The 13,682-nt window shown below is 34.8% G+C and carries 10 protein-coding genes; 3 read left to right on the top strand and 7 right to left on the bottom strand.

Features of this window, described 5'->3' with window-relative positions; genetic code table 11:
* Positions 1 to 108: 108 nt before the first annotated feature.
* Positions 109 to 540, bottom strand: coding sequence for a globin (locus tag HOG71_08020; GenBank protein ID MBT5990787.1), 432 nt, complete (start codon positions 538 to 540; stop codon positions 109 to 111).
* 189 nt (positions 541 to 729) lie between these two features.
* The gene (locus tag HOG71_08015) at positions 730 to 2,544 is read right to left on the bottom strand and encodes a Na/Pi cotransporter family protein (protein ID MBT5990786.1); all 1,815 of its coding nucleotides are present in this window, start codon (positions 2,542 to 2,544) and stop codon (positions 730 to 732) included.
* Between the two features lie 154 nt (positions 2,545 to 2,698).
* Here HOG71_08015 and HOG71_08010 point away from each other — a divergent pair, with 154 nt between their 5' ends.
* A complete protein-coding gene (locus tag HOG71_08010) occupies positions 2,699 to 3,193 on the top strand; it encodes a hypothetical protein (protein ID MBT5990785.1) in 495 nt (164 codons plus the stop codon).
* 67 nt (positions 3,194 to 3,260) lie between these two features.
* On the opposite strand, the gene HOG71_08005 is transcribed toward HOG71_08010, so the two are convergent.
* The 4 genes from HOG71_08005 to HOG71_07990 all read right to left on the bottom strand — a co-directional run bounded on the left by HOG71_08005 (position 3,261) and on the right by HOG71_07990 (position 10,458).
* Entirely contained in the window at positions 3,261 to 3,872 is a 612-nt protein-coding gene (locus tag HOG71_08005; protein ID MBT5990784.1) for a hypothetical protein, read from the bottom strand.
* Between the two features lie 143 nt (positions 3,873 to 4,015).
* Positions 4,016 to 8,185: a PKD domain-containing protein gene (locus tag HOG71_08000; protein MBT5990783.1), complete on the bottom strand. Its 4,170-nt coding sequence runs from the start codon at positions 8,183 to 8,185 to the stop codon at positions 4,016 to 4,018.
* A 112-nt stretch (positions 8,186 to 8,297) separates the two neighbouring features.
* Positions 8,298 to 8,699 carry an osmotically inducible protein OsmC gene (locus HOG71_07995; GenBank protein MBT5990782.1) on the bottom strand — a complete coding sequence of 134 codons (402 nt, stop codon included), beginning with the start codon at positions 8,697 to 8,699 and terminating at the stop codon, positions 8,298 to 8,300.
* 211 nt (positions 8,700 to 8,910) lie between these two features.
* The gene (locus HOG71_07990; GenBank protein ID MBT5990781.1) at positions 8,911 to 10,458 is read right to left on the bottom strand and encodes a hypothetical protein; all 1,548 of its coding nucleotides are present in this window, start codon (positions 10,456 to 10,458) and stop codon (positions 8,911 to 8,913) included.
* 106 nt (positions 10,459 to 10,564) lie between these two features.
* Between HOG71_07990 and HOG71_07985 the strand changes: the two genes are divergently transcribed.
* Positions 10,565 to 11,170, top strand: a complete 606-nt coding sequence (locus HOG71_07985) for a 3'-5' exonuclease domain-containing protein 2 (GenBank protein ID MBT5990780.1) — start codon at positions 10,565 to 10,567, stop codon at positions 11,168 to 11,170.
* On the opposite strand, the gene HOG71_07980 is transcribed toward HOG71_07985, so the two are convergent.
* Positions 11,135 to 11,413: a hypothetical protein gene (locus tag HOG71_07980; protein ID MBT5990779.1), complete on the bottom strand. Its 279-nt coding sequence runs from the start codon at positions 11,411 to 11,413 to the stop codon at positions 11,135 to 11,137. The two genes, HOG71_07985 and HOG71_07980, sit on opposite strands and share 36 nt — an antisense overlap.
* Before the next feature lie 123 nt (positions 11,414 to 11,536).
* Here HOG71_07980 and HOG71_07975 point away from each other — a divergent pair, with 123 nt between their 5' ends.
* Positions 11,537 to 13,459, top strand: coding sequence for a DUF3520 domain-containing protein (locus tag HOG71_07975; protein ID MBT5990778.1), 1,923 nt, complete (start codon positions 11,537 to 11,539; stop codon positions 13,457 to 13,459).
* Positions 13,460 to 13,682 lie beyond the last annotated feature (223 nt).

Below are 13,682 nucleotides of genomic sequence, written 5' to 3'. Positions count from 1 at the left end.
TTGGGCAATTGTAAACAACGGGAATGGTTTACATTTCAAATAAAGAGATTGCTTCTTGCCAATTTGGTTATGAGGGGATGATTCTTCCTGATAATAAAAAAAACAGTACTACTCATGTGCATTGATCATCCATATGGAAAACATATTCAGATATTGCCAAAAATTAAGAATAAGATGTTCTGGTAAATCGAGCTCAGGAAGCAACTGCTGATAGCATTTCAACCAGATGAGTCTGCCTTCTTCGGTAATCCGAAAGGGCTTGTGCCTGTCTATGAGCATGGGTTTGCCCCTGTTTTCATTGTAATAAGGCTGTCCACCACAAATCTGTACAAAAAAGTCAGCTGATTTTTTTTTGGCTTGGAGGAATAAGCTTTCTTCAGCAGGAAATAAATGTTTAATATCGCTTTTTGCCAGTAAATCGTACTGATTGCTAACCAAATTTCGAAGTCCATCCTCTCCTAGCACCTTTAAAAATTCAGGATCTGGTTTTTGAACAGCTGGCCTACTGCCCATAGGCATATATGTTATTTGCAATTCCATTTTGATTCAATACTTAATAATCATTCAAAGAGAATAATAAAGTGCAAAATTATTACTAATTCGTTAATTCAGCATCCTTTAGTCGATATTATTTAAACTGAATCTAATTATGCTCTATTTGGGGTATTTGTCATTAAACCTGAATTCGCATTATTAACGGAATTGCCTTCTTTTCAATCAATAAGCTTTTTAAAGCTCTTCATCTTTGCTTTTCATTTGGTTGACCAAATCTATTGATTTCTGATTCTCGATAGCTTTTTCTTCTTTTGTTTTCGGAGATGTATTATAGATCGTATCTGCAATTTTACCACAATACACATTGATTTGTATCAACAGATTCATAATTTCCATGTGTAGCTGATGAGTTTTTACCGATTCCTCGTATGCGCCATAAACTCTGCCTAAATGTTGTGATCTGTATGCTGATTCCAGACTTTGATATTTTGTTTCCTTGGTAATGATATGATGCGCTTTTTTAGGATCAAATTCTTCTAATGCCTTTTTAACACGACTTATTTGTTTGCACATTTTGAGGTGGAAAGTTCTTAGTTCTTCTTCCCCTTCTTTAGAAAATGTTGTTGTTGACTTATGCTTTAACTCAACTAATGGAAGCATATGAGAAACAATAATATCGCTCATTGCTTTTATATCATGTGCAATGGATATCAAACCATACGATTCCTTGCTTTGTGCCAAGTTTAATCCTTCTTTTCCTAAATCAAATAAGTACTTAACAATTTTTTCCTGCAGGTAGTCAATTTTTGAATCCCTGAATACAATATCCTCAACAAAAGTTTTGTCCTTTTTATGATCTTTTTTCGAAACAAAGGGTTTAATAATATCTTTCACCATTTCGGCTAAGTTATCTAACATACGCACTGCTTCTGCTTTGCCAAGACTAATAGCAATGTAGGGTGTACTCAACATTTTTTGATCTAAATGCTTGGTAGCATGTTTTTCGATCGCAGCCTCTTCTTTGAAAGGTAACATCAACAATATCAATCTCGATAAAATACCAGTAAAAGGAATAAACACCAAACCAACTCCTATATTAAAAATTGTATGGGCATTTGCAATTTGGCGTGCTATTCCTGACCCAAAAACATTCGACATATTTACCACTAAATCAGTAAAATAAGGTATCCAAAAAACAAATAGCAAAGCCCCTCCAATATTAAAGAAACTATGTGCAATCGCAACACGCTTGGTGTCTCTTTTAGCTCCAATTGTTGCCATCCAGGCTGTAATACTGGTTCCAATATTTGCACCAAGTATTAATGGAATACCCGCTTCAAGTGTAATTAGATTTTGCTGAGCCAATACGATTACTATTCCTGTAAAAGCACTACTGCTTTGAATAAGTGCTGTTATTATTGCTCCAATAGCAATACCTATTATTGGATTTTCCAAGCCTTCAAGTGTATGAATAAATGCTGGATAAGAACGTAACGGATACATAGCATCACTCATTATCTTCATTCCAAAAAACAGGATACCGAAACCCAATACAGCATTTCCGATATTTCTGAGGTTTTCATTTTTCACGAAAGCTGAAAAAACAAATCCCAGCACAACCATTAATAAGGCATAGTTGGTCAGCTTAAAAGCTATCAACTGAGCAGTAAAAGTGGTTCCAATATTGGCTCCGATAATAACTCCCAGTGATTGAGTAAAATTGAGCAGACCTGCTTGCACAAAACTCACCAGCATAACGGTGGTAGCACTACTGGATTGAATAACCATTGTCACAAAAGCTCCTACAGCCAAAGCAACAAAACGGTTGTTAGTAAGTTTGGCTAATATTGAGCGCATACGGTTGCCAGCAGACTTTTTTAGCCCCTCACTCATTTTGTCCATACCATAAAGGAAAAGTGCCAAGCCACCCAATAGACCCACAATCACAAAAAACCATTGAACTTGATCGGTGTCGGTGTTTGCTGCAATTAGTTGTTGATTGATGAGTAGAATAAACAAAAGTAGAATAATGTAAAACCTTCGATTCATATACGCAGACTATCTAGATAATTCAGAAACTAGTAATTATATCAGACGTAAAAATACTAATATCAACTCATTTGATCTTAATAATAAAGAGTATTCCTTTATTATTTAACTTTTTTAAAATCAAAGTTGGATATTTGCAATCGTAATTTAATCGATGAGAGCAGCTACCATCAGTCAAGTAAAAAATGAATTAAAAACCTTGTCTCACAAGGATTTGATGGATAAGTGCATTCGATTAGCCAAATACAAAAAAGAAAACAAGGAGCTCCTCACCTATTTGTTATTCGAAGCTGATAACGAAAAGCTTTATATCCAAAGCATTAAGGAAGAAGTAGATCTTTTATTCGAAGATATAAATCGGGATAGTATGTATTATATCAAGAAAAGTCTTCGGAAAATTCTACGATATACAAATAAATTCATCAAATATTCAGGAATAAAACGAACCGAAGTCGAATTGCTTATTTATTATTGTCAAAAAATAAAAGAATCTGAAATTGCAATTCAACATAGTACAGCCTTGTTAAATATATATTTTAGGCAATATCAAAAAATACAAAAAGCAATTTCTTTCCTACATGAAGACCTCCAATATGATTTTGGGAAAGAGCTTGAAGCATTGAAGCTGGAGGACAACTATTATTTATAACCTGAGTTTATAGCACAAAAAAAGCTCTCCTATTTTAGGAGAGCCTATACATTAATTTAGCTTGCAACTAGAAATCCATTAAAAGAAAATGTCTGACAAACATCTTCTTATGTTTGTCAATATTCTTTTTGCATTTTACATCAACATCAACCTCTGTTTCCACCTCAATATCTACTTCGACTTCAACTTCCACATCCATGTCTACATCAGCATCTTTATGCTTTTTCTTATGAATTTTGGCCATAATGGCATCAATACTTTCTTGATGACTTGCTACAATCTGATCTAGATCAGCACAAGCAGCTTTGCATTCTTCCGTACACTCTTCTTTGCCATTACAACATGAATGATCTCCCTTTGCATGTTCTTTGTCTCCAAATTCGGCTTTCATAGTGGCGATTATCTCTTTTTCATTATCATTTAACTCTTCATCAAAAGCTTTTCTTTCCACTTTCAATTCAGCCCAAATAGCATCATGATTTTTACATTCTTTCTTTTCAGCACACTCCCTCTTATGATGTTTATCTGCATGTTCGCAATCTTTACCATGATAGCTCACATTTTCTTCAGTTTGGCAATTGCTCCAACATCCATCCACGGTATGCATAAGCAGCACAAATAAACCGAGTATGACAATAGTAGTAATAGCTGAGATTAAAATAACCTTAGTTGTCTTCATTGAATTGTTTTTAATTGATTTGAATTTGTGCAAACATCAGAATAAAAACTGTAATAATAATCGATTTTGTATTGATATATATTAATGAAAAAACCGGATAATGTTAAAATTACCCGGTTTAATCTTTCAAATATGTGTCTTAATTATTTAATAACAACAAATTTTCCATAGCTAATCCGTTTGTTCTCTTCACTTACTTCGATGAAGTAACTACCTGAAACCAACTCATTGACATCAATGACAATTATACTTTGCATGAATTGATAGCGAAGTTGAATCTGTTGTCCAAGCATATCATAACATTTGATTTGTGTATTGTCCATGATAGTTTTATCCAGTACAACATAGATTTTATCTTTAGCAGGATTGGGATAAATTAACAGTTTCTCACTATTCTTTTCAGCTATACTCGTATGAGTAATCAAAACTGTTTGGCAGTGTGGTGTTCCTGAACCCGATGAATTTGTTGCAGTTAAACAAACCTGATGAATTCCTTCAACCGTAAAATGATAAACCGGATTCTGACTGCTCGAGTTTGCCCCTGCTTCATCAAAATCCCATTGCCATGATGTAGGTGAGTTGATAGATTGATCATTAAACACAACAATAGGCATTCCTGAGCTATCAAAATCAAAAACTGCAATAGGCACTGCTTTATCAATCAGTAATGTTTTACAAACTTCATGACTTCCATTCATGTTTGTTGCAGTCAAACAAACTTTATGAATTCCATTGTAAATAAAATCATGGTTTGGGTTCTGCAAGTTTGAAGTAGCACCATCTTCATCAAAATCCCATAACCAGGAAGTAGGTGTGTTTTTTGATAGATCACTAAACGTAATTAAAGGATCAGATGTGCTGTCTATACTAAATTCTGCAATTGGTAATCTTTTTTTAGCATAAACAAAATAGCTGACTGAATCAGAACCACCACTGTTATTAACTTTTAACATCACTTCATAACTGCCGTTTTCTGCATAAGTGTGTGATGGGTTTTGACTAGTGGAAGTTGCACCATCACCAAAATTCCACTCCCACGAAATAGGACTATTGGTAGACTTATCTGTGAATTTAAATAAAGGATCCATTAATGTATCTATAGTAAATTCTGCTTTTGGAGGCACATTGTAAACCGTAACTTTTTTGCATTTGGAATTTGTTCCGGCAGGTTTAGAAACCGTTAAACATACATTATGAAGTCCATTTCGTGTAAATGTATACACAGGGTTTTGAAGTGTTGATGTAGCACCATTATCATCAAAGTTCCAAGCCCAGCTTGTTGGAATATTCCCTGATTCGTCAGTAAAGCTAACTTCGGGATCATTGCTGGCATCAAAGGAAAAATCAGCAGTTGGCGGAATATTAGCAATATTTACTGTTTTACACAATGTATCCGATCCTCCGGCATTTGTGGCGATAAGACAAACATTATGATTTCCACTTATTGTAAAAGTATGCGAGGGGTCTTGTAATGTCGAATTTGCTCCGTTGTCATCAAAATCCCAATACCATGAAGTTGGTTTTTTAGTCGATAAATCTGTAAATAAAATTTTGGGATCAAGCGGTGTATAGTAGGAAAAATCTGCAATTGGGACTATTTTCGTTACAGTTACTTTCTTGCAATATTTGTTATTACCTCCTGAATTATAAACAGTAAGACACACATTATAATCACCATTATCTGTAAATACATGTGTGGGGTTTTGCAAAGTAGATGTATTACCATCACCAAAATTCCATAACCAAGCTGTTGGTTTTTTAGTTGAGATATCAGTAAATGCAATATGTGGATCAAGTGAATCATTATAGGTGAAATTAGAAACTGGCGGTATCTTATGAATGTTAATTGATTTACACACAGAATCTATTCCTCCATTATTCTTTGCCTTATGACAAACCTGATAGGTTCCATTCTCTGTATAGGTATAGGATGCATTTGCTGTTGTAGCCGTAGCATTATTAGCCCCAAAATCCCAATACCAGGAATAAGGTCCATTCTGAGATTGATCATAAAATCTAACTTTAGGATCCAAAACTGTATCGAAACTGAAATCAGCTATAGGAGCAATATGACTAACAACCACAGTCTTACAGAAAGTATCGGCACCAACAGCGTTAGAAACTGCTAAGCAAGCCGTATAAGATCCATTTGCAGCATAGGTATGTGATGGGCTCACACTTGTAGAAGTAGCATTATCACCAAAATCCCAATTCCAACTTGTTGGATTGTTTAAAGCAAGGCTGGTAAATTGAATGATTGGATCAGAAGTGCTATCAATACTAAAATTAGAGGATGGAGGTGCATTCGTAATATAAATTGTTTTACAGATAGAATCGCTCCCACCTCCATTACTAACTTTCATACAAACATCATGTTTTCCATTCGCAATAAAAGTATAAGTAGGATTTGAAACGGCAGATGTTGCTCCATCATCATCAAAATCCCAAAGCCAGTTAACAGGATTACTTGTTGACTGATCGTAAAAACTCACTTGAGGATCAGCAGTTGTGTCCATTGTAAAATTGGCAACAGGCGGCACGTTGTACACATAAACATTTTTACAGAAGGTATCGCTTCCATATGCATTTGTAACGGCTAAACACACATTGTAGGTTCCGTTAACTGAATAGGTATGAGATGGGTTTTGGATGGAAGCCGTTGAATTATCACCAAAGGTCCAATACCATGACGTTGGATATTTCCCTGATTTATCAGTAAAGCCCATATTTGGATCTGAAGAAGTATTTACCGAGAAATCTGCTGTTGGTACTAGTGTCTCAATATTTATTCCCATCAGAAAATCTTCAGTTAAAATATCTCTGTAATTCGCCCAACCATTTGATAATACCTCAAATGTTCTACGTGAGAATGGTGGTGTATAATCTTTTCCTATATTAATTCCTGCACCCTGCATATACCAAAGCAAATAAACACCACCACTATATATTACCAAGTTGGTATCTGCTGTTGTTACTGTATTGTAAGTTGATGTTGTAACACTAGTACCTGCGATAAATACTGAATCCAGTAGTGTTCCATGACCTCCATTTGCACCATTGTCATCATATATTTTCGCATAAAATCCCATCGGAGTGCTTGCATTGGAGCTTATATAGAATTTTGAGCTTTTTATTCTACATGGATAAAAGGGTGGTTCAATGTAAATGGCTACTCCTCCATTTCCACCATTCCAGGCTAGTCCTGCATCATAGGATCCATCACTATAGTCGAGTGCCATTAATGCTTGTGTTGTATCAACAACAACTATTTCATGTTGTAAATAGTCATTTGCAGCCACTATATCACCCGTTATTCCTGATAATCGGGTATTAAAAGTATAAGTACCTGCAGCTGTAGCCGTAAATGTATTTGAAAAATTAACTGTTGTAGAATTACCCGGATTTAATGTGCCAACATTTGAGTTACTTGTTGAAATTAAAGCTGAAGAAGAATTTCTTATCGAGTCAAAAATACTAAAACCTGAGAAAGATTGATTTCCCAGATTTTTGATATTTGCTTTCAGTGATAATGGAGCTCCATTTTTACTCATAAATATACCTCCATTTTTATCATTTTCATTCCACATAATTCCACCATCAACGGCTGAATAGGTTACTGATTGGGGATAATAATACTTGATGGTTAAACTGTCAGGAGGTAAAACATCTATATAGTTTTGCAAACCAATACTTCCTGTAACATTTTCAATACCCACAGCATCATCAATTGAGGTTTTAGCACCTAAATCAGTTGATAGATAATTAATTGTAATAGAACTGTCTAATTGGCTAAGAATAATTTGGAATGTATTGCTCCCCGTATATGGAATACCAGTTGAAGCCGGTGATTGCCAAAAAGGCAATTGAATAAAACTGATAATAAAGGAGTCGGAGTTAGAATAATAATAACAAGTTGCGGGATTGCTTGTTCCTGTAAAATTAAGATCCGATAATAGCGGTGCAATCCAGTTGTTGGCTCCCGAAGTTAATGGAATGCTAGCCGGAAAAGGTGAAGCAATATTATCGGCATTAAAACTAATATATCCGTTCGAACCAATCCACACCTGTGTAACATCATACCAGTAAAAATGGAATCCCCCACTTATACTGATAGGTCCGACAATATTATCATCAGCTAATCCGGTTACCAAAGTACCTATGGTTGTTATATCAACCCAGGTAAAGGCAGGTGGATTTGATGAATGATTGTCATTTTTCCAGCTATAACCATATGTATCAGGACCACCTGAAGTCTGAGAAAAGCTAAATAATGCGCAAAAAAGCACAACAACTACAAATGTAATTTTTTTCATCACAATATTTTTAGACAAATGTTTTAGAAAAGCATATGTAAAGGTAATGAATTTTTTAATATTCTATACCCCTATTTGCTTTAAACTATGATATTGGATGAAAATTATATTCTTAATTATTAGCTACACGCGTAATAGTTGAAAACTGAGGTGGATTATTCAAATGCTTTTTTACTGCACATAAATCCATGGCTGAAATAATTGCACTTTTGTATTTCTCAGGAAAGTCGGCAGGCAATATTGCTTCCAGCTCAATACTATCGATCATACGAGTTGACTGATTAAATGAATGCTTCTGTATTATTTTAATGTTAGTAGCATCAATACCGCGGCTGTCGCAAAAGCCTTTCACATAAATTCCAGCACATGTTCCAATTGAGGCAAGAAACAGGTCAAAAGGTGCTGGAGCACTACCATCTCCTCCGGCTTTTACTGGTTGATCTGTTTTAATAATACTTCCGTTTATTTTGGCATTTACTTTTTTGTTGCCATCAAAATATACTTCTAATTCCATAATAGTTGATTTTGTTGTTTAGTTTTAAATTATATGCAATAACTGGAACAATTTAAAACATGTCAAATGATCAGATTATTCGGACAAAATTTATGCTAGTTGTCAGCCAAAAGATGTCATTTTGCAAAAAGCAAAGATGTTTTATAAGTTAAAAAGAAGCGTTTAGAGAATCTGTGATCACATTTTATGATCAATTAAAAGAATAACTTCCTTACCTGCCACCAACGGAAGTCAGATAGTCTTTAATAGCTTTACTTTTGGCAATTTGGAAAGGGGTTTTGCCATTAATATCTTCAGCGTTAATACTGGCTTTCTGGCTTAGCAGATATTTGACTACATCCAAATGATCATTTATTGCAGCATAGTGTAAGGCTGTCCAGCGTTTGTCTTTGTCAATCAGGTAAACACTACGACCATTCACTTCTACCAAATACTTCACATTCTCAACTTGTCCGCCTTCAGCAGCATAATGAAGTATCGTTTTGCCAATTAGGTCTTCTGCACCAAAGTCACCTCCAAAATTGATTAGCTTCGCTAAAACAGCTGTATTGCCACTATAACTAGCATACATGAGCGCACTGGCTCCTATATAATCTTGTGGATTCACTTTTTGCCCTGATTTTATTAATAACTCTATTACTTCCGGAGTTGTTCTATTGGAAGCTGCAGCAAGCATTAACAATGATTTGCCATCACTAAAAGCATCGTCTATTACTGCACCCTTTGTAATCATATATTGAACTAATTCATAATTGCCATCAACAGCTGCAACTAACAAAGGGGTTCTGTTTAATCGGTCACGTGAACGAAGCGATATTCCTTTATCAACCATCAATTTAGCAAAGTTAGAATAGCTTTTCTCCAAAGCTAAGATGAGGGCTGTTTCGCCTGTTCGGTTTTTGCCTTTTACATTTACTCCCTTGTTTACCAAATAAATACAAAATTCTTCGGAGCAATTGGGAATAGCATAAAAAAGAGCTGTTTGTCCCCATTTATCGACAGCAGTCAGACTTGCACCCTTTTCAATCAGCTTTCTGGCTGAAACCTCATCATGCATGTTAATAAAATGCATCAATACTGTTAGTTCATCAGAATCAATCAAATCAGCATTGATGTTCATGACCAGCATATCAGCTACAAATTGTTTGTTTCCTTTTTTTAACAGACTTACTATGATAGGTAATCCCATTCCATCAATTACATTAATATCTGCTCCTTTATCAATCATCAACCGTGCATACTCATAATCCTCATCAGAAATCAAATGACTTAATAGGGTCATATTATTAATATCTTTGGCATTAATATCCGCTTTTGAATCTATTAATAATTGCAATATATCTTCTCCATAATCAAGAGCATGAATAATGGCAGGATAGCCTCCAGCATTTATTGAATTAACATTAGCTCCATTACTGATTATCAGTGAAACTACATCTATATCCTCGCTATCAATTGCATAAAATATCACTTCATTTCCTTCTCCATCAATGGTGTTTATTTCAGCTCCCTTTTTAATAAGCAAATCGGCTAATTCATAGTTTGCATTTACACAAGCAAACATCAATGCAGTTAAACTATCTTCATCACGTAGATCTACATCAACACCTTCATTTAGCAGGGCAATCACCTTCTCTTTTTCTCCATTGTTAACTAAATCATGAAAGGATTCCTGCGAAAAAGAAATAAATGAAGATAAAATAAATACAAGGCTTAAGAGGCTGGGAATTAGATAATATGGTGTTTTGAATAAATTCATATTTAGCGGAATAAAAACAAGTTTATATATTTGCTCAATATTAAGATAATTTTTGATTTTACTATTTACAGTAATAGTGCCAATAGCCAACAATCAGTGCATAAGTATGCCCGAATATAGAAAAGCCATTACCAAAGAAGAAGTAAATACACTTCCAATCTATCGTTTCACCGGAAGAGTTCACCTGATATCCTCAGTTGAAGCCGCTGAAAAAGCAGAATCTTTCTTTACAGATGAAAAAATATACGGTTTGGATACTGAAACCAAACCTGTGTTTAAAAAGGGTGTCTTTCATCCAGTATCCTTGCTTCAAATTGCTAATGAAGAAGAAGTTTTTATTTTCAGATTAAAACGAACTGGTTTGCCTGATTACATCATCTCTTTACTAGAAAACAAAAATATTGTTAAAGCAGGTATTGATTTATTGAGAGACATCAAGGAATTAGGCGACTATGCCAGTTTCAATGCGCAAAGCATAATCGACCTTAATGCAATGGCAAAAAAACTTGGTTTCGAAAGTGTGGGAGCAAAAAAACTATCAGCCTTGCTATATGGACAACGCATTAGTAAAAGTCAGCAAACCAGTAATTGGGAAACACCAATATTAAGTAAGGAGCAAATTACGTATGCGGCAACTGATGCTATTATTTCGAGAAAAATATACGTCAAGCTAAAATCACTTCAGGATGCTGCTCATCTTCAAGGCAAATAATTCTCTATTCAGTTTATTATTTTCCAACTGATTAAGAACACAGTAGTTATGTAGTTCTTCAACATCTACTATGACTTCTTTGCACTCAATACCTTTTTTATCCATTTCCGATTTAAATTCAATGAAATTCTTATTCCAATCTTCCCAATTCTCAGTAAAGGAATCTATATCATCAACTATCTGTAACAGTTGTTTGTATTGTTCAGGTAGATAATATGGTAGGTAAGTTATTTGTTGGTTCATGCTTTTTAAGCTTGTTTAATAATTAATCCAAGATCTATGCCGAAAATTTAGTTGTTCAATTTATGGATTTCTTTTCATGTTGCATCTATTGAAAGTCAATTTCAGTAACTAAATAATAATATCATGAAAAAGATAAGAATTCAAAATTTTATGAAAGCAGGTATCTCCTTATGCCTGATCATGCTCGTTTTTGCTTTCCAGGAAAGCGAACAATCAACCATTAAGGGTAAAGTAATAGACAAACAAAGTAGCCTGGCTATTGTTGGAGCTAAAGTTTTTTTACTTAAAGATGGTAAAATAGAAGCACAAAAAGCAAGCGACAAAGAAGGAAAGTTTGTTTTTACAAACTTGGAAAAAGGAAGTTATTCCTTTAAAGTAGAAGCTAATTCCTACGCGATTTTCAAATCTAAACCATTTAGCATTGAGGGTGCAAAAACCTATTCGAAAAGCATCAGTTTACATGCAATTGTAAATCAGCAAAAAATTCCAGAGCTTGAAATAAAGGCTGAGGTAATGGATGTACAGGAAGAGTCAATTGAATTTGATTTTCATTCCAGAGGCAATGTTAATAAAAGAGTGGCTAATTCCAGTGCATTGGGATATGCAAATACAGGTGTTTATGCTGACAAGCCGTATGTTGAACACAATACAGAATCCTATGATGTGATAAATGAAAATACGTTTAAAAGTGTAACGGATGATCCCCTTTCGACATTTTCAGTTGATGTAGACCGCGCTGCTTATGCCAATGTAAGACGTTTTTTAAACAATAATACCAAACCCCATAAGGATGTTGTTAGAATTGAAGAACTCATCAATTACTTTGACTACAAATACCCACAACCTACTGATGAACACCCTTTTAGTGTTAATATGGAGTTGGCAGCTTGCCCATGGAATTCAGATCATCAACTGGCCCTTATTGGCTTGCAAGGAAAGGATGTAAGTGTTGAGAACATTCCAAATGGCAACTTTGTATTCCTGATTGATGTTTCAGGATCAATGAGTTATGCCAATAAATTACCTTTATTGAAACAAGCCTATAAAGTATTGGTTAACAATCTGCGTCCAAACGATAGAGTTGCCATTGTTGTATATGCCGGAGCAGCAGGTACAGTATTAGAATCTACTCCTGGCTCACAGAAAGATAAGATCTTAGCAGCAATTGATCGCTTACAAGCAGGTGGTTCTACAGCCGGTGGAGCAGGAATTAAACTGGCCTATAAAATCGCAAAAGAGAATTTTATTCCAAATGGTAACAACAGAGTAATTCTAGCTACTGATGGCGATTTTAACGTGGGCGCCAGCAGCAATGCTGAAATGGTTCGTTTGATAGAAGAAAAACGAGATGAAGGCGTTTTCCTAACTATTTGTGGATTTGGAATGGGTAATTACAAAGATTCCCGCATGGAAAGCATTTCCAATGCCGGAAATGGCAACTATTTCTATATCGACAATATTTTGGAAGCAAAAAAAGCATTTGGAGATGAACTTTGGGGAACACTTTATACGATAGCAAAGGATGTTAAAATTCAAATTGAGTTCAATCCTGCTAAAGTAAAAGGTTACAGACTTATTGGTTATGAAAACCGTTTATTAAACAAAGAAGATTTTAATGATGATAAAAAAGATGCAGGAGAAATTGGTAGCGGTCATGTAGTAACAGCACTTTATGAGATCATTCCTGCCGATTCTGAAGAAAAGATCAATAATGTAGATCAATTGGAATACCAAAAACAAAAAGTGGTGGATAGTAAAAACATCATGACCGTAAAACTGAGGTATAAAAAACCTGATGAAGATGTCAGCAACCTGATTGTTAAGCGGATTACTGAAAATGATATCCGATCAAAAGAAATGTCTGAGAACTTCAAATTTGCTGCTTCTATTGCTGAATTTGGGATGTTACTCAGAGATTCCGAACATAAAGGAACAGCCACCTATGCTTCTGCCCTGACATTAGCAAAGCAAGCTAAAGGAGAAGATGAGTTTGGTTACAGAACGGAATTTATCAAATTAGTTGAAATAGCTAGTCTATTGAATTAAACAATTAGAATTCAAATGCGACAGGCTTAGTTAAAGCTTCGGCTGTTGCAATATGAAAGCAATCTACTGAATTGGTAGGTTGCTTTTATTTTTGTTGAGAATTAGAAAAAGGTCATTACATTGTTGAGATTCAAAATGTAATTGACTAGTGTGTGAGATCAGGGGTTGCCAGATAAGCATTAGCTATATCGTAAAAAAGGATTGATCCACACACGAAAATTCT

Source organism: Bacteroidota bacterium (genome assembly GCA_018698135.1).
Lineage (GTDB): Bacteria > Bacteroidota > Bacteroidia > CAILMK01 > JAAYUY01 > JABINZ01.
Note: the sequence above shows the minus strand (reverse complement) of the source record. Positions and strands in the feature narration are given on the sequence as shown.

Coding starts and splice junctions, on each gene's coding strand:
- HOG71_07985 (MBT5990780.1), top strand. CDS start 10,565: ATGCCCGAATATAGAAAAGCCATTACCAAAGAAGAAGTAAATACACTT.
- HOG71_07975 (MBT5990778.1), top strand. CDS start 11,537: ATGAAAAAGATAAGAATTCAAAATTTTATGAAAGCAGGTATCTCCTTA.
- HOG71_07995 (MBT5990782.1), bottom strand. CDS start 8,699: ATGGAATTAGAAGTATATTTTGATGGCAACAAAAAAGTAAATGCCAAA.
- HOG71_08010 (MBT5990785.1), top strand. CDS start 2,699: ATGAGAGCAGCTACCATCAGTCAAGTAAAAAATGAATTAAAAACCTTG.
- HOG71_08015 (MBT5990786.1), bottom strand. CDS start 2,544: ATGAATCGAAGGTTTTACATTATTCTACTTTTGTTTATTCTACTCATC.
- HOG71_07980 (MBT5990779.1), bottom strand. CDS start 11,413: ATGAACCAACAAATAACTTACCTACCATATTATCTACCTGAACAATAC.
- HOG71_07990 (MBT5990781.1), bottom strand. CDS start 10,458: ATGAATTTATTCAAAACACCATATTATCTAATTCCCAGCCTCTTAAGC.
- HOG71_08005 (MBT5990784.1), bottom strand. CDS start 3,872: ATGAAGACAACTAAGGTTATTTTAATCTCAGCTATTACTACTATTGTC.
- HOG71_08000 (MBT5990783.1), bottom strand. CDS start 8,185: ATGAAAAAAATTACATTTGTAGTTGTTGTGCTTTTTTGCGCATTATTT.
- HOG71_08020 (MBT5990787.1), bottom strand. CDS start 540: ATGGAATTGCAAATAACATATATGCCTATGGGCAGTAGGCCAGCTGTT.